This is a genomic window from Massilia sp. CFBP9026 (assembly GCF_034045165.1).
In the GTDB taxonomy this organism is placed as follows: domain Bacteria; phylum Pseudomonadota; class Gammaproteobacteria; order Burkholderiales; family Burkholderiaceae_D; genus Telluria; species Telluria arenae.
In genome coordinates, this window is the sequence record NZ_JAXCWH010000001.1 from 52,666 (window position 1) to 74,668 (window position 22,003).

Annotated in this window: 17 protein-coding genes and 7 tRNA genes; 12 read left to right on the plus strand and 12 right to left on the minus strand. The window is 66.0% G+C overall.

Annotated elements, in window-relative coordinates:
• Window positions 1-14 precede the first annotated feature (14 nt).
• The 7 genes from gltX to SOM28_RS00285 all read left to right on the plus strand — a co-directional run bounded on the left by gltX (window position 15) and on the right by SOM28_RS00285 (window position 2,526).
• The gene (gene gltX, locus SOM28_RS00255; protein ID WP_320466802.1) at window positions 15-1,406 is read left to right on the plus strand and encodes a glutamate--tRNA ligase; all 1,392 of its coding nucleotides are present in this window, start codon (window positions 15-17) and stop codon (window positions 1,404-1,406) included.
• A gap of 286 nt (window positions 1,407-1,692) precedes the next feature.
• A tRNA-Ala gene (locus SOM28_RS00260) sits at window positions 1,693-1,768 on the plus strand.
• Between the two features lie 56 nt (window positions 1,769-1,824).
• A tRNA-Glu gene (locus SOM28_RS00265) sits at window positions 1,825-1,900 on the plus strand.
• A gap of 87 nt (window positions 1,901-1,987) precedes the next feature.
• Window positions 1,988-2,063, plus strand: a tRNA-Ala gene (locus SOM28_RS00270).
• Between the two features lie 39 nt (window positions 2,064-2,102).
• Window positions 2,103-2,178 (plus strand) — tRNA-Glu (locus tag SOM28_RS00275).
• A 75-nt stretch (window positions 2,179-2,253) separates the two neighbouring features.
• Window positions 2,254-2,329 (plus strand) — tRNA-Glu (locus tag SOM28_RS00280).
• Window positions 2,330-2,450: 121 nt separating this feature from the next.
• A tRNA-Glu gene (locus tag SOM28_RS00285) sits at window positions 2,451-2,526 on the plus strand.
• 125 nt (window positions 2,527-2,651) lie between these two features.
• Here the strand turns inward: SOM28_RS00285 and SOM28_RS00290 are convergent.
• From SOM28_RS00290 to SOM28_RS00300, 3 genes are all read right to left on the minus strand, one after another.
• Window positions 2,652-4,556, minus strand: a complete 1,905-nt coding sequence (locus SOM28_RS00290) for a S8 family serine peptidase (protein WP_320466803.1) — start codon at window positions 4,554-4,556, stop codon at window positions 2,652-2,654.
• Between the two features lie 24 nt (window positions 4,557-4,580).
• Complete coding sequence (locus tag SOM28_RS00295; RefSeq protein ID WP_123072265.1) at window positions 4,581-4,835, minus strand: hypothetical protein; 255 nt, start codon at window positions 4,833-4,835, stop codon at window positions 4,581-4,583.
• A gap of 167 nt (window positions 4,836-5,002) precedes the next feature.
• Entirely contained in the window at window positions 5,003-5,920 is a 918-nt protein-coding gene (locus SOM28_RS00300; protein WP_320466804.1) for a hypothetical protein, read from the minus strand.
• A gap of 362 nt (window positions 5,921-6,282) precedes the next feature.
• Here SOM28_RS00300 and earP point away from each other — a divergent pair, with 362 nt between their 5' ends.
• Together earP and SOM28_RS00310 are read left to right on the plus strand one after the other, a co-directional pair.
• Entirely contained in the window at window positions 6,283-7,458 is a 1,176-nt protein-coding gene (earP, locus tag SOM28_RS00305) for an elongation factor P maturation arginine rhamnosyltransferase EarP (protein WP_320466805.1), read from the plus strand.
• A gap of 107 nt (window positions 7,459-7,565) precedes the next feature.
• On the plus strand, window positions 7,566-8,141 hold the full coding sequence (locus tag SOM28_RS00310) for an elongation factor P (protein WP_123072262.1): 576 nt from the start codon (window positions 7,566-7,568) through the stop codon (window positions 8,139-8,141).
• Window positions 8,142-8,244: 103 nt separating this feature from the next.
• Here the strand turns inward: SOM28_RS00310 and ilvD are convergent, their stop codons facing one another.
• Window positions 8,245-10,107 (minus strand): dihydroxy-acid dehydratase, encoded by a 1,863-nt coding sequence (ilvD, locus tag SOM28_RS00315; protein WP_320466806.1) that lies wholly within the window; start codon window positions 10,105-10,107, stop codon window positions 8,245-8,247.
• Window positions 10,108-10,280: 173 nt separating this feature from the next.
• Here ilvD and SOM28_RS00320 point away from each other — a divergent pair, with 173 nt between their 5' ends.
• Window positions 10,281-11,882 (plus strand): amidase, encoded by a 1,602-nt coding sequence (locus SOM28_RS00320; protein ID WP_320466807.1) that lies wholly within the window; start codon window positions 10,281-10,283, stop codon window positions 11,880-11,882.
• Here SOM28_RS00320 and SOM28_RS00325 read toward each other — a convergent pair.
• From SOM28_RS00325 to SOM28_RS00350, 6 genes are all read right to left on the minus strand, one after another.
• Window positions 11,879-12,370, minus strand: a complete 492-nt coding sequence (locus SOM28_RS00325; protein WP_320466808.1) for a TssQ family T6SS-associated lipoprotein — start codon at window positions 12,368-12,370, stop codon at window positions 11,879-11,881. The two genes, SOM28_RS00320 and SOM28_RS00325, sit on opposite strands and share 4 nt — an antisense overlap.
• Window positions 12,367-13,560 (minus strand): serine/threonine-protein kinase, encoded by a 1,194-nt coding sequence (locus SOM28_RS00330; protein WP_320466809.1) that lies wholly within the window; start codon window positions 13,558-13,560, stop codon window positions 12,367-12,369. Before SOM28_RS00330 ends, SOM28_RS00325 begins: the two co-directional genes overlap by 4 nt.
• A gap of 129 nt (window positions 13,561-13,689) precedes the next feature.
• Window positions 13,690-15,099, minus strand: coding sequence for an ATP-dependent RNA helicase DbpA (dbpA, locus tag SOM28_RS00335; protein WP_147934871.1), 1,410 nt, complete (start codon window positions 15,097-15,099; stop codon window positions 13,690-13,692).
• 28 nt (window positions 15,100-15,127) lie between these two features.
• The gene (locus SOM28_RS00340) at window positions 15,128-15,385 is read right to left on the minus strand and encodes a hypothetical protein (RefSeq protein WP_123069110.1); all 258 of its coding nucleotides are present in this window, start codon (window positions 15,383-15,385) and stop codon (window positions 15,128-15,130) included.
• 71 nt (window positions 15,386-15,456) lie between these two features.
• Window positions 15,457-15,533: transfer RNA gene (locus SOM28_RS00345), tRNA-Met, on the minus strand.
• Window positions 15,534-15,624: 91 nt separating this feature from the next.
• On the minus strand, window positions 15,625-16,794 hold the full coding sequence (locus SOM28_RS00350; RefSeq protein ID WP_414675135.1) for an MFS transporter: 1,170 nt from the start codon (window positions 16,792-16,794) through the stop codon (window positions 15,625-15,627).
• Between the two features lie 70 nt (window positions 16,795-16,864).
• On the opposite strand from SOM28_RS00350, the gene SOM28_RS00355 reads away from it, so the two are divergent.
• Window positions 16,865-17,314, plus strand: a complete 450-nt coding sequence (locus SOM28_RS00355) for a winged helix-turn-helix transcriptional regulator (RefSeq protein ID WP_320466811.1) — start codon at window positions 16,865-16,867, stop codon at window positions 17,312-17,314.
• 7 nt (window positions 17,315-17,321) lie between these two features.
• Here SOM28_RS00355 and SOM28_RS00360 read toward each other — a convergent pair whose 3' ends face one another.
• Window positions 17,322-18,461, minus strand: a complete 1,140-nt coding sequence (locus SOM28_RS00360) for a class I SAM-dependent methyltransferase (protein WP_320466812.1) — start codon at window positions 18,459-18,461, stop codon at window positions 17,322-17,324.
• 1 nt (window position 18,462) lies between these two features.
• Entirely contained in the window at window positions 18,463-18,672 is a 210-nt protein-coding gene (locus SOM28_RS00365; RefSeq protein WP_320466813.1) for a hypothetical protein, read from the minus strand.
• Between the two features lie 189 nt (window positions 18,673-18,861).
• Here SOM28_RS00365 and SOM28_RS00370 point away from each other — a divergent pair, with 189 nt between their 5' ends.
• Window positions 18,862-21,753 (plus strand): glycosyl hydrolase 115 family protein, encoded by a 2,892-nt coding sequence (locus SOM28_RS00370; RefSeq protein WP_320466814.1) that lies wholly within the window; start codon window positions 18,862-18,864, stop codon window positions 21,751-21,753.
• The last annotated feature ends 250 nt before the right edge of the window (window positions 21,754-22,003 follow it).

A 22,003-nucleotide genomic window follows, 5' to 3' on the forward strand; every position in this document is an offset into this window, starting at 1 on the left:
GATTGCTTTCTGCCATGACCGTCCGCACCCGATTCGCTCCCAGCCCGACCGGCTACCTCCACCTGGGCGGCGCCCGCACCGCGCTGTATTCCTGGGCCTATGCCCGCCACTTCGGCGGCACCTTCATCCTGCGCATCGAGGATACCGACCTCGAACGTTCGACGCCGGAAGCGGTGCAGGCGATCCTGGACGGCATGAAGTGGCTGGGCCTGGAGCACGACGAAGGCCCGTTCTACCAGATGCAGCGCATGGACCGCTATCGCGAGGTGGTCAAGGGCATGCTGGACGCCGGCACCGCCTATCTGTGCTACTGCTCGCCGGACGAAGTCGAAGCGATGCGCGAGCGCATGCGCGCGGCCGGCGAGAAGCCGCGCTACGACGGCACCTGGCGGCCGGAAGCCGGCAAGACCCTGCCGGCCGTCCCGGAAGGCGTCAAGCCGGTGGTGCGCTTCAAGAATCCGCTGGACGGCGAAGTGACCTGGACCGACGTGGTCAAGGGCCCGATCACGATCGGCAACAAGGAGCTGGACGACCTGGTCATCGCGCGTCCGGACGGCACCCCGACCTATAACTTCTGCGTCGCGGTCGACGACTGGGACATGAAGATCACCCACGTGCTGCGCGGCGACGACCACGTGAACAACACCCCGCGCCAGATCAACATCCTGCGCGCGCTCGGCGCCGAGCTGCCGCAGTATGGCCACCTGCCGATGATCCTGGGCGCCGACGGCCAGAAGCTGTCCAAGCGCCACGGCGCGGTGAGCGTGATGGAATACCCGGAGCAGGGCTATCTGCCGGAAGCGATGCTGAACTACCTGGCGCGCCTGGGCTGGAGCCACGGCGACGACGAGATCTTCTCGATGGAGCAGTTCACCGAGTGGTTCAACCTGGAGCACCTGACCGCATCGGCGGCCCAGTTCAACCCCGAAAAGCTGGGCTGGCTGAACAACCACTATATCAAGCAGACCGACAACGAGCGCCTGGCGCAGCTGGCGCTGCCGAAGCTGGAACGCGACGGCGCGCGCTTCGATGGCGCCCCGGCGCTGCCGACCGTGCTGGGCCTGATGAAGGAACGCGTCAACACGATCAACGAGCTGGCCGATGCGGCGATGCTGTTCTACCGCGATCCGCAGCCTGATCCGGAATTGCTGGCCCTGCACCTGACCGACGCCGTGCGCGGCGCGCTGGCCACCTTCGCCGAACGCTCTGCCACCGTGGAGTGGAACAAGGCGGCGCTGGCGGCCATGCTGAAGGAAGTGCTGGCTGCCCACAGCCTCAAGATGCCGCAACTGGCCATGCCGCTGCGCCTGCTGTTGACGGGCCAGTTGCAGACGCCGGCGATCGATGCGGTGCTGGAGCTGTTCGGGCGCGACGTCGTGCTGGCGCGGGTACAGAAGGGCTTGTAATACATCGTGTGTCTGGGGCGCGCTGTAATATCGCGCGCCCTGGATACACCGCAACATCGCGCGTCTGGGACGCGCTGTAGGGTGGACGGGTTCCCCGTCCACGCGGTGATGGTTGGCAGCCAGATCATCCGGTACGATAGCGGCGCCGATATCGATCATCGCGTCGGCGGGAAGACCCGCCGACCCTACGCAAGAAAGAACGTTGAATGGCGCTGACCACAAACGCTAAAAACGGACTTTGCGAAATGCAAGGTCGTCCTATATAATGCTCGCACTTCAGCACTGCGGGGGTATAGCTCAGCTGGGAGAGCGCTTGCATGGCATGCAAGAGGTCAGCGGTTCGATCCCGCTTACCTCCACCAACTCTGAAGTGGCAGTAAGGTAGTAGAGCAGTAAAAGCAGTAAGCGGTTGTTCCCGGTCCCCATCGTCTAGAGGCCTAGGACATCACCCTTTCACGGTGAGTACCGGGGTTCGAATCCCCGTGGGGACGCCAGGTAACTGGCAAGAATGACCGGACGAAGGCAGCGCAAGCGGCACTAGTCGAAGCAGTAGCAATGTAGTAAAATGTTGTTTTCTCGTAGGGGGTATAGCTCAGCTGGGAGAGCGCTTGCATGGCATGCAAGAGGTCAGCGGTTCGATCCCGCTTACCTCCACCACGATGGAAAACAGCAGTAAGCAGTATCGGAGTTACTAGGGTCCCCATCGTCTAGAGGCCTAGGACATCACCCTTTCACGGTGAGTACCGGGGTTCGAATCCCCGTGGGGACGCCAAGAATATGGCAATGCGCCGCGCCAGCGGCGGCGCATGGTAAGGTAGTCGGTAGTTTAAGTTTTGTGCAGTTTTAGGTCCCCATCGTCTAGAGGCCTAGGACATCACCCTTTCACGGTGAGTACCGGGGTTCGAATCCCCGTGGGGACGCCAGCTTAAAACCGGAGTAGACCAACGCAAATGTGCGGAGAGGTGCTCCGGTTTTTCTATTGTGCCGGCAGAAGTGTGTCCATTTGGGCAAAGTAGTAGTAGAGTAGTCGCAATACAGTTTTAGGTCCCCATCGTCTAGAGGCCTAGGACATCACCCTTTCACGGTGAGTACCGGGGTTCGAATCCCCGTGGGGACGCCATACAGATAGCCGGAGCCGGCCGCGAGAGCGGGGCTCCGGTTTTTCTTTGGGCGCTGCGTTCGTAGCACTGTGGACGCAATCCATGCAGGGCAGCTTTCGCGGCCGCTGTCATCTTTGGAGCGGCATCACCACCCCGACGGCCGCAAGCCCCCGAATGGATATTGCATCGTTCCAGCCTGGCCGGCTCCGCCGCTGCCTGGCGGTCCCATGCCCAGGCGGGTGCCGTCGCCTGGTAGCCCAGCGAACATCCCCGCAGGAATACCGAAACCGGCGGCCGCGGCTTGCCACGCCATGCCGGGCTGCGCCACGGGCAGGCCCAGCGCCACCAGGGCGTCCGGCAAGCCATACCCGATCCGGTTCGGATCGCTCAGCGTGACGGGGCGCGCGCTCATCCGCAACACCTGGAACAGGCGTTCGACCCGTTCCGGCGAGCGGGGCAGCGACATCGACTGGAACTCGGGCCGGTGCGCCAGCACCAGGGCGGCGAGGCCCGTGATGTGTGGCGCCGCCATCGAGGTGCCGTCCCAGGCCGCGAAGTTATTGGGAGGAACGGACGACACCACGGCCACGCCCGGTGCGCAGACGTCGACCTGCGGCCCGAAGCAGCTGAATTTCGCCGTAAAGAAACCCTGCATATCGCTGTCCGGGCTGAGGGTTTCGGCATGGTAGCTATCGGGCGGGAATTCGCCGATCTTGCCGATCGCCGCGACCGCCAGCACATGCGGCGACGAAGCCGGGTACTGGACGGCCGACGACGAGTTGCCGGCCGCGGCGATGCAGGCGACGCCGGCCTGCTTGGCGCGCACGATCTGCCGCTCCAGCGCTTCGGACGGCGATCCGCCGCCCAGGCTCAGGTTGACGACGTCGATCCCCTGTTCGATGCAGTATTCGAGCGCATCGATCAACTGGCTGACCTGGCCGCCGGGGAACAGCTTGCAGACGTGGATCTCGGCCTCGGGCGCGAAGCCGCGTATGCCCCAGGCCGGATCGGCGGCGCCGATGACGCCGGCGCAGTGCGAGCCGTGCCCGAGCGTATCGACGTTCCAGGTGGAGCGGTCGACGTGTTTGTTGACGACGTCGAAGCCGGCGTGGATCTGGTTGAGGTTGCCATGCGTGGTGGCGGCGCCGGAATCGATGACGGCGATCTTGACGCCGCGCCCCCTGAATTGCTGGGGCACCTGGTCGAGGCGCATCGCGCGCGCGCCCCAGCCCATGGCGGGCTGCTGCGGCATGCCCCGCAGGGCCGGCCAATCGGCCAGCGGGCGCAGCATGACGACGTTGGCTTCGTCCAGGCTCAGGTCGGGGTCGCGCTGGTAGTGGCTCCAGTAATCGGTGCGCGGCTTGACGTACAGGCCGCTGATCGTGTGCGCGTCTTCGCCATACAGGCGCAGGTGGGCGACCCCGTCGGGACCGGTAACCGCGGAGCTCGGCAGCGCACCGCCGAACAGCGAGACCTCGACGTCGGGTAGCGGCGCGCCGTCCTTGCCGACCACGGCCAGCAGCAGCTCGGCCTGCGGCCCGCTGTAGGGCGTCAGCGAACTGACGAGGTCGGGGCGGCGCAGCATGGGGTCGAGCAGTTCCAGGTGCTGGTCGCGCTCGACCAGCAACTGGCCCTGGCCGCGCTGCAGCAGTTCGCCCGCCTTCTGGTCGGTCATGCGCGCCACCACCACACCGTCGGCCGGTTCGCCCATGGCGGCCGGGCTGAAGCCGGCCGGCGCCATGCCGCCGCGGGTGGCGATGGTGTCGACCACGTCGATGTCGGGCAGGGCGTGCAGGGCTTGCTGGACCGCTGTCAGGCCCAGCGGCGCGACCCAGCTGCTGGTGCCGAAGGCGCCGGTGACGGCCGCGCGTGGCGCGACCAGGTATTTTTTCTTGCGCTCGGCGACCGGACGGCCGCGCGCGATGGCCGTGGCGCCATTGATGGCGCCTGCCGTGGCCGCAGGCGCGGTCCGCTTGGCTCCTGCGCCGTCAGGAGTCGGGTTGGTCGTCTCCTGGGCTTCGCCGGCGGAGCCTTTCGTATGTTTTGGCATGGGATGTCCTTTGCCCGGGACCGCTCAGTCGGAGAGAGAAAGCGGCTGGTCCGGTTCGATCGTTAACTGGTGAAGAGTCTGTTGCCGCAGCCGTTCGGCGGTCGGCGCGTCGGTTTCGACGACCGCCGTGTGCGGCGGCCCGGAAGAGGGCCCGATAATGTCGACCAATTGCACGCCTGGTTCAGTGCCCAGGGTCGCGAGAAACTTGGCCAGTGCGTTGTCATCATTGGCGGCGCGCACGATGTAGCGGCCGAGCGTGGGAGGCAGGGATGCCGGCATGGCGGGGCTCCTGAATGCCGGCCTGCCGCTGGCGGGTGCCCGTGGCAGGCTGGCGCAATGTCGTTAGACAATAAGCGTTAGGCAAGAAGCGTTCGGCAATCAGCGGTAGACCGTCAGCATCAGGCAATCAGCGTCAAGCCTTGCGCATCGAGCAGTCTGCAGCTGGTTCAATGCACGGTTTGCTGGCCGCCATAAGGCAGCTGCTGGCCACCGTACGGCATTTGCTGGCCGCCGAACTGCTGACCCAGTTGCTGCTGGCCGAACTGCTGCTGGCTGTAGGGATCAGCGCCGAGCGGCACGTAGCGGCCCAGCTGGCTGGCGACATTGCCGATCGCGGCGCCCAGGCCCTGGTTGCCGAGCTGTTCGCCGATGAAGCCGCCGACCGGGCGAGCGTATTGGGTGATGGCATTGCTGAGCCAGCCTTGCGGGGCGATCTGGCCACCTTGCTGGCCGCCTTGCTGGGCGACTTGCTGCTGCAGCACGGCCTGGTGCTGCTGGATTTGCTGCAGCGCTTGATGCAACTGCTGTTGCAGCACTTGCAGTTGCTGCAGCTGGACCAGCGGCGACGATGCTTGCTGGCCTTGTTGCTGGCCCTGCGGCTCGGCCCCGAACGGCACGTAACGCCCGTAGCTGGAGCCTTCGCTGATGATATTGCCCAGGGTGCGGTTGCCGGTCAGATTGCCGATCAGGTTGCCGGCCGGCTTGCCGATCGTGCTGATCAGGTTGCCGAAGAAGCCGCCTTGCGGGGTCAGTTGACCTTGCGGTTGCTGTTGCTGTTGCATCTGCTGAATCTGCTGCAATTGCTGGAGCTGCTGTAGTTGCTGCAGCTCTTGCAGTTGTTGCGGGTCCAGTTGTTGCCCGCCGAGGCCGCCCGACGGATCGGCCGACAACGGCGAAAAACGACCCAGAAAGCCGCCGGCCGTTTCGCCGATGCGGCCGCCCAGGCCGGAATTGTTGAACAGGCCGCCGATGCCGCGGCCGATCAGGCCACCCAATGGCGCGCCGAACATGCTGCCCAGCGATTGCGGTGCAAACTGTTGTGGTCCGAATTGTTGTGGGTAGCCTGCTTGTTGATACTCGTTCATGGTAACTCCTCCAGGTAGTCGGCCGTATCGCGGCAGGCAGGAAGCGGGTTGGCGCCTGCCATGATCGGCCGTGTTCACATTGTTCGCGCCACCGCAAGACCGATGACGCGACGCGAAGGGCAGGAAGGGCTGCCATCGAGGCCGCCTTCCCTGCAGGTAGGCTGTTCGACCGGGCGTCAATGGCGAAGTTTTTGGCTCTTGGTGGTCGATGCGCACTTCCGTTTTGGTCATTGCGATAACGCAGACGCGCGCCAGAAACGCCCGAATTTCTTCGCGGATTGCACTGTGCTCAGGGATATTCTGTCGGATGGCGTTAGAATGGCGACCCCTGCCACCGCCGCCTGACGGGCCACTGTTTACCCATGTTCCAGAACGCTTCCGCGCCGTCGCTGGCCATCTTTTGCAAAGTCGTCGACAACTACGGCGACATCGGCATCTGCTGGCGCCTGGCGCGCCAGTTGCGCCACGAGCACGGGGTCGCGGTCACGCTGTGGGTGGACGACCTGGCGAGCTTTCGGCGTATCTGTCCGCAAGTCGATCCGGGCGCCGCGGAGCAGGCGGTGCAGGGCGTCGCCGTGCGGCACTGGGGCGGTCAGGACGGCACGTATGGCGTGGAGGACATCCCCGACGTCGTCATCGAGTTCTTCGGCTGCGAGCTGCCGCCGTCGTGGATCGAGGCGATGGCGGCGCGCACGCCGCGTCCGGTCTGGATCAATTACGAAGGCTTGACCGCCGAGGACTGGGTTGAAGGCTGCCACCGGCTGCCGTCGATGCATCCGCGGCTGAAGCTGACCAAGCATTTCTTCTTCCCTGGCTTTAACGAGCGCACCGGCGGCCTGCTGTGCGAAGCCGACCTCGACGCACGCCGCGGCGCCTTCCAGCAGGATCCGGCCCAGGCCGCGGCGTTCCTCTCCCGCTTTGGGGTGCGGCCGGAGGAGGCGGCCTGGCGCAAGGTGTCGCTGTTCTGCTATCCCGAGGCGCCGGTCGATGCCTTGTTCGAGACCTGGCGCGAGGCGGCGCAGCCGACCCTGTGCCTGGTGCCCGAGGGTGTGGCGCGCGCCCAGGTCGAGGACTTCCTCGGCAACGCGGCGGTGGCCGGCGCCAGCGCCACCCGCGGCGCCCTGACACTGAGGGTGCTGCCCTTCGTGCCGCAGGAAGACTACGACCTGCTGCTGTGGTCCTGCGACCTGAACTTCGTGCGCGGCGAGGATTCCTGGGTGCGCGCACAATGGGCGGGGCGTCCCTTCGTCTGGCACATCTATCCGCAGGACGAGCAGCTGCACCATAAGAAACTGCGCGCCTTCCTGCAGGCCTATGCGCGGGACTTGCCGGCGCTGGATGCCTTCATGCTCGGCTGGAACGGGGCGCGCGAGGTTGGCGACTGGACGGTCGCCTGGGCGGCGCTGGAAGCCGAGCTGCCGCGTATCGCGGAGCAGGCCGAAGCGTGGGGCGAACAGGTCAGCGCGCATGGCGATTTGGCGACGAAGCTGCTCGATTTCGTGCGCGAGCTGGGGCAGGCGCAGGAAAACCGAGTATAATGCCCGGTTAGTTTCTAACGGATTCCGACGATCAAACGCAGGTTCCGAGGCTCTTAGTCACCAGCCCGCGATGATTTAATGCAACTATCTTTTTACGTAAAATACCTATGAAACCCGCAAAAGAAATTCGTGTTGGCAACATCATCATGGTTGATGAAAAGCCATTCATCGTGCTGCGTTCCGACGTCAACGGCTCGAGCCGCACCGGCTTCACCTACAAGTGGAAGATGAAGAATCTTCTGACCAACGCTCCACTGGAAAACGTGTTCCGCGGCGACGACAAGTTCGACGTGGTCGTGCTGGACAAGAAGCCGGTCACCTACTCGTACTTCGCCGACCCGCTGTACGTGTTCATGGACGCCGACTACGAACAGTTCGAGATCGAAGAAGAGAACCTGGGCGACGCACTGCACTACCTGAAAGACGGTATGGAATGCGAAGCCGTGTTCTATGACGGCAAGGCCATCTCGGTTGAACTGCCGACCATCATCGCTCGCCAGATCATTTACTCGGAGCCAGCAGTCAAGGGCAACACTTCGGGCAACGTCCTGAAAGAAGCCAAGCTGGAAAACGCGATCGAAGCTCATCAGCACACCATCATGGTGCCGCTGTTCGTGAGCCAGGACGACGTGATCGAGATCGACACCCGTACCAACGAATATAAGAAAGTCGTGCGTAACTAAGCACTGGCTATTCAAAGAAAAACGCTGCCTCGGCAGCGTTTTTTTTGCGCCCGTTAGGGCGCACGTCATCCCCGCGTAGGCGGGGACCCAAGTTCAGCAGACATCAACGTCGCAGTTGCGACAGATCCCGCACCGCCCCACGGTCGGCCGAGGTGGTCAGCGCCGCATACGCCTGCAGCGCCTGCGACACGTAGCGCTCGCGGTCGACCGGCTGCCACGCATCGTGGCCGCGCGCTTCCATCGCCGCCCGGCGGTGCGCCAGTTCCTCGGCCGTCACGCGCAGGTTGATGGTGCGCGCCGGGATATCGATGTCGATCATATCGCCTTCCTCCACCAGCCCGATGGCGCCGCCTTCCGCCGCCTCCGGCGAGGCGTGGCCGATCACCAGCCCCGATGAGCCGCCCGAGAAACGCCCATCGGTGAACAGCGCGCAAGCCTTGCCCAGGCCCTTCGACTTGATGTACGAGGTCGGGTACAGCATCTCCTGCATGCCCGGCCCGCCTTTCGGGCCTTCGTAGCGGATGATCACGACGTCGCCCGCATGCACGGTGTCGCCCAGGATCGCCTCAACCGCCGCATCCTGGCTCTCGAACACGCGCGCCTTGCCGGAAAACTTGAGGATGCTTTCGTCCACGCCGGCGGTCTTGACGATGCAGCCCTTCTCGGCGATGTTCCCGTACAAGACCGCCAGGCCGCCGTCCTGCGAGTAGGCGTGCGCACGGTCGCGGATGCAGCCGCTGGTGCGGTCCAGGTCGTTTTGTTCGTAGCGCTCCGATTGCGAGAACGCCACCTGGGTCGGCACGCCGCCCGGCGCTGCGCGGAACCAGCGGTGCACGTCGGCGTCGTCGCTGACCTTGATGTCGTATTTCTCGATCGCGGCGCCGATGCTGGGGCTGTGCACGGTCGGCAGCGAGGTGTCGAGCAGGCCGGCGCGCGCCAGTTCGCCCAGAATCGCAGGAATGCCGCCGGCGCGGTGCACGTCTTCGATGTGGAATTTGTCGGTCATCGGCGCCACCTTGCACAGGCAGGGCACCAGGCGCGAGATGCGGTCGATGTCGGCCATCGTGAACTCGACTTCGGCCTCGTGGGCGGCGGCCAGCAGGTGCAGCACGGTATTGGTCGAGCCGCCCATCGAGACGTCGAGGGCCATCGCGTTCTCGAACGCGGCCTTGGTGGCGATCGAGCGTGGCAGCACCGAGTAATCGTCGCCCTCGTAGTGGCGCTTGGCCGCGTCGACGATCAGGCGTCCCGCGCGCAGGAACAGTTCCTTGCGCTCGGCGTGGGTGGCGACGATGGTGCCGTTGCCCGGCAACGAAAGGCCGAGCGCCTCGGTGAGGCAGTTCATCGAGTTGGCGGTGAACATGCCGGAACACGAGCCGCAGGTCGGACAGGCCGAGCGCTCCACTTCCGCCACGTCGGCGTCCGACACGCTGGCGTCGCCGGCCTTGATCATGGCGTCGATCAGGTCGAGCTTGATCACCTTGCGCTCGTTGTTGACCACCTTGACCACCTTGCCGGCCTCCATCGGGCCGCCCGAGACGAACACGGTCGGGATGTTCAGCCGCATCGCGGCCATCAGCATGCCCGGCGTGATCTTGTCGCAGTTGGAGATGCACACCATGGCGTCGGCGCAGTGCGCATTGACCATGTACTCGACCGAGTCGGCGATCAGGTCGCGCGAGGGCAGCGAATACAGCATGCCGCCATGGCCCATGGCGATGCCGTCGTCGACCGCGATCGTGTTGAATTCCTTGGCCACGCCGCCGGACGCCTCGATCTCGCGCGCGACCAGCTGGCCCAGGTCTTTCAGGTGGACGTGGCCGGGCACGAACTGGGTGAAGGAATTGACGACGGCGATGATCGGCTTGTCGAAGTCGCCGTCCTTCATGCCGGTGGCGCGCCACAGCGCGCGGGCTCCGGCCATATTGCGGCCCTGGGTGGTTGTGTGCGAACGGTAGGTCGGCATGGGTGCTCCTGCATATGCGAAAAACAATGATGGCATCAGGGTGAAGGCTGGGGCTGGATTTGTCCAATATATGATCGTATGGCCTGTAAGTGGTTCTGCGTATCACAGAAGTGCTGCGGGACGGCCTGCCGTGCTGCTATGCTATTGCTTTGTAATACATGGAGTGGCGGGGCATGGAGCGCAGGTATTTTGTACGACTGGGTTTGGCGGCCGGCGCGGCCGCGGGAACATCTGGCCTGGCACTGGCTGCGACCGCGCAGAAGCCGGCGTCCGCAAGATTCAGGCCCGACCCGATGCTCGAAGCCGGCGTGCAGCTCCAGCAGCAGGCCATGCGCGCCGGCAAGCTGACGGCGCACGGGCTCGCCACGCGTTACCTGGCCCGTATCGAGGCCGTCGACCGCGCCGGCCCGCGCCTGCGGTCGGTCATCGAGCTCAATCCCGACGCCCTCGCGATCGCCCGCGAGCGCGACCGCGAGCGCAAGGCCGGCAAGCTGCGCGGCCCGCTGCACGGCATCCCGGTGCTATTGAAGGACAATATCGCCACCGGCGACAAGATGTGCACCACCGCCGGTTCGCTGGCGCTGGACGGCGTGCGCGCCGCCCGCGACGCCCACCTGGTCGCGCGCCTGCGCACGGCCGGCGCCGTCATCCTGGGCAAGACCAATCTGTCGGAATGGGCGAATATGCGCTCGGTGCGCTCGACCAGCGGCTGGAGCGCGCGCGGCGGCCAGACCCGCAACCCGTATGCGCTCGACCGCAACACCAGCGGTTCGAGTTCCGGCTCGGCTGCGGCCATGGCGGCCAGCCTGGCCACGCTGGCGGTGGGCACCGAGACCGATGGCTCGATCGTCTCGCCCAGCGCCAGCTGCGGCATCGTCGGCATCAAGCCGACCCTGGGTCTGGTCAGCCGCGCCGGCATCATCCCGATCGCGCACTCGCAGGACACGGCCGGCCCGATGACGCGCAGCGTGGCGGACGCCGCCTTTTTGCTGGGAGCGCTGGCCGGCCCCGATCCGCAAGACGGCGTCACCGCCAAGGCCCCGCGCATCAATTATGCGAGCTTCTTGCGCAAGGATGGCCTGCGCGGCAAGCGGTTGGGCGTGGCGCGCGACTTCTTCGGCGCCAACGAAGGGGTGAATGCCCTGATCGAGAAAGAGCTGACCCTGCTGAGGGAGCAGGGCGCGATCCTGGAAGACGTCACGATCCCCAACAGCGACAAGTACGGCGAGACCGAGCTGACGGTGCTGCTGCATGAATTCCGGCCCGACCTCGAGGCCTGGCTGGCGGCCTATGCGCCGCACGCGCCGGTCAAGACCATGGCCGACATCATCGACTTCAATGTGCGCAATGCAAAGCGCGAGATGCCGTACTTCGGCCAGGAACACCTGATCGCGGCCCAGTCCAAGGGCGGCCTGCAAGCGCGCGACTACGTGAAGGCGCTGGCCAACAACCGGCGTTATGCGCGCGACAAGGGACTGGAGCAGGTGCTGCGCGACCGCAAGCTCGACGCCCTGGTGGCGCCTACCGGCGGGCCGGCCTGGCTCACCGACTACATCAACGGCGACCATTACGGCAGCAGCTTTTCGTCGCCGGCGGCGGTGGCCGGCTATCCTCACATCACGGTGCCGGCCGGCCTGCTGCACGGGCTGCCGATCGGCCTGTCCTTCGTCGGCAAGGCCTGGAGCGAGCCGGCGCTGATTGCGATGGCCTATGCCTACGAGCAGGCGGGCCGGCGCCGCCGGGCGCCGACCTATGTGGGGCACATCAGGGTCTAGCGCTTGACCGCCTGTTTCGCCTGCGCGAACACCGGTCCCCACTGCGGGTGCCCATGTTCGCCCGGGCCGAGATCGAAGGACGCATCGAGCTTGAAAGCACGGTCGAAGGTCTGGCGGCACAGCGCCTGGCGGCCCGTCACGCAATAGCTGAAGGCGGTGTACTTGAGGGCGGTGAGCCGCTCGCGCTGGCCGGCGCCGTTCATGTCGCTGCCGTTCAGGCGCCGGATCGCGCCGTCGTAGTCGCCCTTGTCGTACAGCGCAATGCCATCGCGCAGCGCGACGTCGTCGCGGTTGGGCGCCTGCGCGGCGGGGCGGTTCGGCTGTTGCGCGCGTTGGGCGCGCTGGTTGCGTGGCTGTGCGCCGTCGGCGCGCGGATGCGGCCGGGCTTTCTCCTGGCCGCCGAACATGGGGCCGAACTGGGTGCAGCCTGAAAGGGCCAGCGCCAGCGCGGCCAGCGTAGCCGCGCGGCTCATGGTGACAATGCTCACTGTGCTGCCTCCTCGGTGAAATCAAGTTCGATCGTGCCCGCCTGGCCTTCGACCGAGTTCACGGTGATGGTGTGTTCCGGGAAGCTCGGGTTGACGATGCGGATCGTGTGCTCTCCCGGCGGCAGCGTGATGCGCCTGAGCGGTGGGCTGGCGCCGCGCTCGACGCCGTCGACGACGATCGTGCCCCAGGGCTTGATTGCCAGCGTATAGGTGGTGCCGGCGACCGCCGCCTCGGGCGGGGTGCCTCTGGGCGCCAGCTGGACCGCGGTGGGCGGCACCGCGGCGTCCGGCGCGGGCGGCGGCGCGACCGGTGCACCGGAAGCGGTTTCGTCGATCACCGGGCCTTCCAGTCGGGCCGCGGGTTCCTGGGGCAGCGCCACCAGCGGCGTCTCGGACGCGTTGTACGGCTCATCGAGCGCGGGCGGCACCGACAGGGCCAGCGCGTCGCTGGAGTCGGCCTGGCGCAGCAGCGCGAACAGGGCGGCCAGCGCCGCCGCCACGACCAGGGCGACGATGCCGATCAACAGCCAGCGCCGGGGGCGTTCGGTGGCGGCCGGCGCCGCGGTCGGATCGGGCGCGGAACGGGTTCGGGGCAGGTGAACCGGCGCCACAGACGGTGCGGGCGTGACTGCCGGCGCCACTGGTACATCGGCGGGCGCTGCCGCTTGCACGGGCGCGGCATCGTCTTCCTCCGGCGGCAGCAATGCCGCGGATGGCGGCGCGAGCACCACGATGCCCAGCAGTTCGCGCATCTGTTCGATGGTATGCGGGCGCAGTGCAGGATCGGGCGCCAGGCAGCGGTCGATGGCCTCGATGAAGGATTCGCTGTAGTCGCCGAGCGGACGGCCGCGCAGCGGCGTCGTGGGAACAAGGTCGAGCGTCACCGCATAGTGCACGACGGCGGCCAGGTCATGCACGTCGCGCGCCTCGATTTCGGGCAGCGATTCGGGATCCGGTTCTTCGTCCGAGCTGGGCAGCAGCATCGGATCGCCCGAATCGAGGATGAGCAGCGTGTCGGGCGTGATCAGGCGGTGCGGCATGCGCATGCCGTATTGGACCTCGAGCGATTGCAGCACCTGGCGCACGATACGGCGGCACCAAGCTTCGCTGACCATCTCGTGGTTGTGCTCGACGATTTCACGGACGGTACGGCCGTCGAGCTGCTGTGTTGCGGTGTCGGAACTCATCATGGCATCGTGCCGGACGCTGGAGGGGCGTCCGGTGATTATTTATTTATTGCAAATAATGCCAGAATTGCGCCGGGGATGGCGCGGTCCCACTCAACCGTGCGCGGTGCCTGTCGCGCGGGTTATGTAGGTTCAGACTTCCACGAAGCGCATCTTGAACCAGCGGCCCTTGATGGCGCCGAAGCCCGGTCCCGGCGCATCGCCTTGCCCCAGGCGCGCCACTGCAGCCTCCGCAATAGTGCGCTCCAGCGCGATATAGCTGTTGAACTCGCCGATATTGATCTTGCCGACCTGCTCGCGGGTCAGGCCGGCGTCGCCGGTCAGGGCGCCCAGCAGGTCGCCCGGACGCAGCTTCGCCTTCTTTCCGCCGGCCACGCACAGGGTCACCATCGGCGCCGGCGCGGCCGGTTCCTGATGCTCGCCCAGGGCGTCCAGGTTTTCCCAGATCGCTTCCTGGTTCTGGTATTCCTCGACCAGGCGCACCCATTTCTTTTCGTTCGGCGCCACCAGCGTGTGCGCCATGCCGCTCGCGCCGGCGCGGCCGGTGCGGCCGACGCGGTGCACGTGGACTTCGGGGTCGCGCGAGACGTCGACGTTGATCACGGTGTCGAGGTCGGCGATGTCGAGGCCGCGCGCGGCGACGTCGGTGGCCACCAGTACCGAGCAGCTGCGGTTACTGAACAGCACCAGGATTTCGTCGCGTTCCTGCTGTTCCAGTTCGCCGTACAGCGCCAGCGCCGAGAACCCCTGCGCCTGCAGGCTGTCGGCCAGTTCGCGGCAGCGCGCCTTGGTATTGCAGAAGGCGAGGGCCGATACCGGGCGATGCGCCTTGAGCAGGCGGCCGACCGCTTCCTCGCGGCCTTCGAAGCCGATCTCGTAGAAGCGCTGGTCGATCGCCTCCAGGCTGTGCTTGCCCTCGACCTTCACTTCGAGCGGGTCGCGCAGGAAGCCGGCGGTGGCAAAGCGGATATCGTCCGGGTAGGTCGCCGAGAACAGCAAGGTCTGGCGATGCACCGGCGTGGCCGACACGATGCCCGCGATCTCGTCATAGAAACCCATGTCGGTCATGCGGTCGGCTTCATCGAGCACCAGGGTCTGGACTTTCGACAGGTCGAGCGTGGCGCGGCCCAGGTGGTCGCGGATGCGGCCCGGGGTGCCGACCACGATGTGGGCGCCATGCTCGAGCGAAGCGATCTGCGGCCGCATCGACACGCCGCCGGTCAGGGTCAGGATCTTGACGTTGCCGACACCGCGCGCCAGGCGCCGCAATTCACCGGCCACCTGGTCGGCCAGCTCGCGCGTCGGGCACAGCACCAGGCCCTGCACCGCGAACCAGGCCGGATTGAGCTTGTTCAGGATGCCGATGCCGAAGGCCGCGGTCTTGCCGCTGCCGGTCTTGGCCTGGGCGATCAGGTCGCGTCCGGCCAGCACCGACGGCAGGGTCTCGGCCTGCACTTGCGTCATGTGGTGATAGCCGAGGGTGGCCAGGTTGGCGAGGAAACGCGGTTCGAGGGACAGCGAGGTGAACGAGTCGGATTGCATGGCTAAGCCTCCAGCCGGCAGGGCCGGGCTATTCGGGATCGGGCGCCCAGACCGGCAGGCCGGTCAGGTCGAGTTTGTCGTCGCGCTTCCAGACGGGCAGGCCGGTGGTGTCGGTTTCATCGAGCAGGTGAAGCTGCTCTTGCTTGAGCGCGATGCGGCGCGGACGGGGGCCGGTGCGCTTGGGCACCGATTGGTGCTCGGGACTGGAGCCAGGCAGCGTAACGAGCGGCGCGGCCGGCTCGAAGCCGGGCAGGTCGAACGTTGCGTTGTCTTTCTTGTCTCTCATCCTCTGCCCTCTGCATTTTCTGCCGCAGAAAACAAAAGCCCGGCTCGTTGAGTCGGGCTTTGTATTGAATTTGGTTGCGGGGACAGGATTTGAACCTGTGACCTTCGGGTTATGAGCCCGACGAGCTGCCAGACTGCTCCACCCCGCGTCTGAGAACGATAGTATAGCGCGTTCAGCGGGTATTTGCAATCGACTGTCGCCAAAGGCGACAGTCGCCCCCACGCAGGTGGGGGCCCAAGTTAATTCGAGCCGCCACTCAGCTTTCGGGTCGTCGTCCAGAACAGCAGGGCGGTCAGGCTGATGGCGCTGCCCAGCAGGCAGACGCCGGTCCAGCCTGCGTAGGCGTAGACCTGGGTCGACGCGATCGCACCCAGCCCGCTGCCCACCGCATAGAACAACATATAGGCGCTGACCAGGCGGCTATGCGCTTCGCTGCCGGTGCGAAAGATCATGCCCTGGTTGGTGACGTGGATCGCCTGGCCGCCCAAGTCGAGCAGCACGATGCCGATGACCAGCGCCCACAGTGAGACCGGCATCAGCGCCAGCGGCAGCCAGGCCAGCAGCAGTAGCAGCAGCGCGCCCAGCGTGACCCGCCGTTCGAGACCGCGATCGGCCAGGCGGCCTGCATGGGTGGCGGCCAGCGCACCGGCCGCGCCGACCAGGCCGAAGGCGCCGATGGCGGTGTGCGAGAAAGCGTAGGGCGCCGCGCTTAGCGGCAGCACGAGTGCACTCCAGAATACATTGAAGGCTGCAAACATCAGGAGGGCGAGCACGCCGCGCACTTGCAGCACCCGGTGCCGCCGCAGCAAGCCCAACATCGAGACGATCAGGGCTGGATAGGACATGTCCGTCCCACTCTGCTCCAGTCTCGGCAACTGGCGCCACAGCAGCGCCGCGAGCAGCAGCATGGCGCCGGCCGAGCATATATATACCCCGCGCCAGCCCGCCACGTCGCCAATGCCTCCCGCCACCACGCGCGCCAGCAGCAGGCCGACGAAGACGCCGCCCTGGGTGGCGCCGACCACGCGGCCGCGCTCATGCTCTGCCGCGCTGCTGGCCGCGTAGGCGATCAGGCCCTGGGTCATGGCGGTGCCGAGCAGGCCCGTCAGCAGCATGGCCGCCAGCAGCAGGGGCGCCGAGTTCACGATGGCGACGGCAGTCAGGATTGCGGCCAGCAGCACGGCTTGCGCCAGCATCAGGCGCCGGCGCTCGAGCAGGTCGCCCAGCGGCACCACGAACAGCAGCGCCAGCCCGCAGCCGAGCTGGGTGGCGGTGACGATGCCGCCGACGGCCGCCAGCGGGATGGAAAAATCGCGTGCCACGGCGTCCAGTAGCGGCTGGGCGTAATAGACATTGGCGACGCTCATGCCGGCGGCGGTGCCAAATAAGGGAGTGCGTGTATTCGACATCATCTCTTAATCTGGTTGCAAATTGAAACCAGTTGAATCGTAGTCAAGGTGGTTTTAAAATGCAACCACTATGACGAAAAGAGATGTCGCTGTTGATGATTCTTGCCCGGTAGCGCGGTCGGTCGACCTGATCGGCGACCGCTGGTCGCTCCTGATCGTTCGTGACGCCTTCGACGGGATGCGCCGCTTTACCGACTTCCAGCGCAACCTGGGTGTCGCGCGCAATATTCTTGCCGATCGTTTGCGGCGACTGGTGGAGGCCGGCATCCTGGCTATCCAGCCGAGTGCAAAGGGCGGCGCCTATCAGGAGTACGTGCTCACCGAGCGCGGCCAGCGGTTATTCCCGGTCGTGGTGGCGTTGAGGCAGTGGGGAGAAGTGGAACTGTTCGCGCAGGGTGAGGCGCATTCGGACCTGGTCGAGAAGAAGACCGGCAAGTCCCTGCGGCGCATGGCGCCGGTGGGGGAAGGCGGCAACTTGCTGGCTCCCGGCGAGACCGAGGTGCGCAAGTTGCCGCTATAGTTCTGCGTCAGTCAGCAGCGCGCAAGCGCCACAGCGACGTGACTTCCTTCGAACGCGCCGCATGCAGCGGATCGTCCGCATCGCTGGCGCGCGGATGCACCGGGCGGGTATCGTGGCGCGCCACGACTTCCAGCCCCGCGTCCGCGATCCAGCCCAGCAACTGCTCGCGGCTGCGTAAACCCAGGTGTTCGGCGAAATCCGACATGATCAGCCAGCCTTCGCCGCAGGGCTCCAGATGTTCCTTCAGGCCGCCGAGGAAGCCGCGCAACATGCGGCTGTCCGGATCGTAGATCGCGTATTCGATCGCCGAACTCGGTTTACCCGGCAGCCAGGGCGGATTGCAGACCACCAGCGGCGCGCGGCCGTTCGGGAACAGGTCGGCCTGGACCACGTCGACCTGCGTGGCCAGGCCGAGCCGCGCGACATTCTCGCGCGCGCAGCCGAGCGCCCGCGCATCCATATCGGTCGCGACCACCCGCATGCCGCGCCGCGCCAGCACGGCGGACAGCACGCCGGTGCCGGCGCCGACGTCAAAGGCGACTTTGGCGCCCGCAGGCAGCGGCGCCTGCGCCACCAGTTCGACGTATTCGCCGCGCACCGGCGAAAACACGCCATACCAGGGGTGGATGCGATCGTCGAGCGCGGGGATCATGACGCCCTTGCGGCGCCACTCATGGGCGCCGATCACGCCCAGCAGTTCGCGCAGCGAAGCCACATAGGGCTCGGCGGCCGGGCCATACGCTTCCAGGCAAGCCAGGCGCGCATCCGGCGCGCGCCGCAGCGGAATGCCGTGGTCGGCCTCGAATGGGATCAGGACCATGGCCAGCGTGCGGGCGCGCTGGAGCTGGGTCAGGCGGTGGCGGTGGAATGCTTCGGTCGGCGTGGCCGGGGCCTTGGGCTTGGCGCGGCGGCCGCGTTCGCCCTTGTGCTCGATGCGGCGCACCAGCGCCTGCAGCAGCTGGCGTGCATTCTGGAAGTCGCCGCGCCAGAGCAGGGCGGTGCCGTCCAGCGCCAGCCGATAGGCGGCGTCGGCGCTCATGGTGTCGTCGGCCAGCACCACTTTCTTCGGCGCGGGCCAGCCGCTCTCGGAACGCCACAGCGCCGAGCGCGTCTCGCCACCTTCCACCCATTCGATGCGCGTCGTCATATTAGTGATGGTGATGCCAGTTGCCGTCGGTCGACTCGATAAAGGACTTCACCGCGTCCGGGCTGCCGGTCGCGTGGCGCTTCACTTCGCCGCAGGCGCAGATGCCCTGGTAAGGCTGGATGTGCGAGCAGGCGGACACTTTCTGGAGGAAGACTTTGACCGGCTTGGTGCATTTGGCGCACTTGAAGGTCAGGATGCGGGCGGGCTTCATGGATGGGTGATGGTGTGAATGAAAAGAGCGGCATTTTACACCCGCCGTCCAGTCATTCCGGCTCCGCGACGCAGGAATTGACAAGAAAGAATCGTCAAACCTATACTCGAATGATCGCGCTAACACTAAATGTTATAAACTGTTATTACAGAGTGCGATGCACATAACAAACAGGAGACAAGGTAGCTCATGACACTGACAATGAAGCTGTTCCGGCGCGCCCTCGCGCCATTGACCGCAGTATGCGCGGTGCTGGCCGCGCCATCGGCCTGGGCGCTGGGCGAGCGCCAGATCGTGCGCTTCGAGGCCGGCCCGCAAGCCGTGGTACTGGCGGACAAGGGCCGCGCAGCGCCCTTGCTGGTCGACCCGAACGACGATGCGGGCGTGCGGCGCGCCGTCGCCGACCTGCAGGGCGACATCGCGCTGGTCACGGGCGCCAAGCCTGTACTCGCCAACAATGTGGGAAATGCGGCCGGCAGCGCGGCCGGCAGCGTCGTCATCGTCGGCACCCTGGGCCAGAGCGCCCTGGTCGATCGCCTCGCCGCCGAGGGCAAGATCGATGCCGCCGCCATCCGCGGCAAATGGGAGGGCTTCCTGATCCAGGCCGTGGCCAACCCGATGCCGGGCGTGGCGCGCGCGCTGGTGGTGGCCGGCAGCGACCGGCGCGGCGCCATCTTCGGCGTCTATACCCTGTCGGAACAGATCGGCGTCTCGCCCTGGAAGTGGTGGGCCGACGTGGTCCCGGCGCGCCAGGCGACGCTGTCCGTCGCGCCTGACACGAAGGTGAGCGACGCTCCCGTGGTGCAGTACCGTGGCATCTTCCTGAACGACGAAGCGCCTGCGCTGACCAACTGGGCCAAGGAAAAGTACGGCGGCTTCAACCACCGCTTCTATGAAAAGGTGTTCGAGCTCGTGCTGCGCATGCGCGGCAACTACCTGTGGCCGGCGATGTGGCCTCCCACGGCCTTCTATGCCGACGATCCGGAGAACGGCCGCCTGGCCCACGAGATGGGCATCATCATGGGCACCTCGCACCACGAGCCGATGATGCGCGCGCACGACGAGTGGGCCCGCTTCGGCAAGGGCGCCTGGGATTACAGCAAGAACGCCGCCGGGCTGCAGGAGTTCTGGAAGCAGGGCCTGCGCAACTCGCATGGCCAGGACCGCGTGATCACGCTGGGCATGCGCGGCGACGGCGACGAGCCGATGTCCGAGAACGACAACGTCGACCTGCTGGAGAAAATCGTGCGCGACCAGCGCGCGATGATCGAGAAGGATACCGGCAAGCCGGCGGGCGAAGTGCCACAGGTGTGGGCGCTGTACAAGGAAGTGCAGGGCTATTACGAAAAGGGCATGCGTGTGCCCGACGACGTGCTGCTGCTCTGGTGCGACGACAACTGGGCCAATATCCGCCGCCTGCCGACGCCGGAAGAACGCGCCCGTTCGGGCGGCGCCGGCGTCTACTACCACTTCGATTACGTGGGCGGTCCGCGTTCGTATAAATGGCTGAACGTGACGCCGATCCCGAAGATCTGGGAGCAGATGCACCTGGCCTGGCAGTACGACGCCAAGCGCATGTGGATCGTCAACGTGGGCGACCTGAAGCCGATGGAAGTGCCGATCGAATTCTTCCTGACCTACGCCTGGAACCCGGCGGCCTGGCCGGCCGAGCGCCTGCCGGAGTACCTGCGCCTGTGGGCCACGCGCGAGTTCGGCGCCGAGCACGCGGTGGAGATCGCCGAGCTGGTCGAGGGCTACACCCGCTTCAACGGCCGCCGCAAGCCCGAGCAGCTCGAGCCAGGCACCTATAGCGTGCTGAATTACGACGAGGCGGGCCGCATCGCGCGCGATTATGCGGCGCTGGCTGAACGTGCGAGCAAGGTGGCGGCCAGGCTGCGCGCCGAGCAGCGCGATGCCTTCTTCCAGCTGGTGCAGTATCCGGTCGCGGCGTCCGCCAATATGAACGAGCTGTATGTGGCGGCCGGCCAGAACCACCACTATGCGACGCAGTTCCGCGCCACCACCAATGACATGGCCGAGCGTGTGCAGGCGCTGTACAAGAACGACGTCGAGCTGGCGCGGCAATACCATGCGATTGGCGGCGGCAAGTGGAACCACATGATGTCGCAGACCCGCTTCGGCTACGTCAACTGGGAGCAACCGCGCGCCAACGTGCTGCCGGCCGTGCACCGCATCGACGTGCCGCCCGGCGCCAATATGTCGGTGGCGGTCGAGGGCAGCGCCAAGGCCTGGGGCGCTTACGGCCTCAAGGCGCTGGACTTGCCGACGTTCGACCCCTACGTGAAGAAATCGCACTACCTCGACATCTTCAACCGTGGCAGCGCACCTTTCGATTACCGCATCGAGTCCAATCAGCCCTGGGTGGTGGTGAGCCAGGCGAGCGGCAAGGTGACGGGCGAGCAGCGCGTGACGGTCGACGTGCGCTGGGACAAGGTGCCAGCCAAGCCGCAACCGGCCGTGCTGACGATCACCGGGGCGAACAATACGCGCGTGCTGGTCAATGTGCCGCTGCGCCGTGCGGACATCCCGAAAGGCGCCAAGGGCTTTGTCGAGACCGATCGTGTGGTGTCGATCGAGGCCGCCAACTATACCCGTGCGCTGGCGCCCGAGGGCCGCAGCTGGCTCAGGATTCCTGGTCATGGCCGCACCGATGCGGGCGTGACCACCTTGCCGGTGACCGCTGCCGCGCTGGACGTGAAGCAGGGCATGCGCCTGGAGTACGACGTCAATACGGTCAGCAGCGGCAAGGTGACATTGCAGGTGACGCTCGCGCCGACCCTCAAGTTCCAGCCGGGCGCCGGTTTCCGCTACGCCGTGTCGATCGACGACGAGGCGCCGCAGATCGTCAATGTGCATGCGGACGAGTCGGAACAGTTCTGGGAAAAGATCGTGTCGGATGGCGCGGCGGTGTTCACCACCGAGCACCAGCTGGCCAAGCCGGGCAAGCATGTACTGAAGTTCTGGGCGCTCGATCCGGGCCTGGTGGTGCAGAAGCTGGTGCTCGATGCGGGTGGCCTGAAGCCGAGCTACCTGGGGCCGCAGCAAAGTCCGCGGCTTTGATTTATCTCGTTACATTGGCTGTTCCTGGGTGGGTGCCAAGAATCGCCCACCCTGCCTGCTAACTGTAGGGTGGAAGGCTTCGCCTTCCACGCGGTGATGGTTATCGGTGCCGATTTCGCGCCGGATGATCTGGCTGCCAACTATCGCCGCGTGGACGGCAAAGCCGTCCACCCTACGCCTGCCGCGAAGTAACTGGTCAATAAAAAAGGGCAGTCCGCATTACGCGGACTGCCCTTTTTTCTGGTGCTGA